General features: G+C 67.8%; 1 protein-coding gene. It reads left to right on the plus strand.

All coding sequences use genetic code 11. The features are described 5' to 3' along the window. On the plus strand, positions 1 to 261 hold a 261-nt coding region (locus SB754_RS21060), incomplete at both ends, for a family 16 glycosylhydrolase (RefSeq protein ID WP_410784291.1).

Here is a 261-nt window from a genome sequence, read left to right on the forward strand (position 1 = left end):
GTTGTTGTGGCCCCAGTCGGAAGTGTGGCCCCGGGATGGCGAATTCGATTTCCCGGAAGGGGAACTGAGCGGGACTCCCAAGGGCTACCACCACTACGCCGGGGCCGCGGCCTGCCCGGCGTGCCAGGAGGCCGCCACCAACCTGCCGGCGCGGTTCACCGACTGGCACACCTACACGATCGAGTGGAGTCCCGGACGGATCCGGTTCCTGCTCGATGGCGCCGTGGTACTCGACAGTCCTCGGAACGTGGCGGACAAGCC

It is taken from the genome of Leifsonia sp. SIMBA_070, assembly GCF_046534635.1.
In the GTDB taxonomy this organism is placed as follows: Bacteria; Actinomycetota; Actinomycetes; order Actinomycetales; family Microbacteriaceae; genus Leifsonia.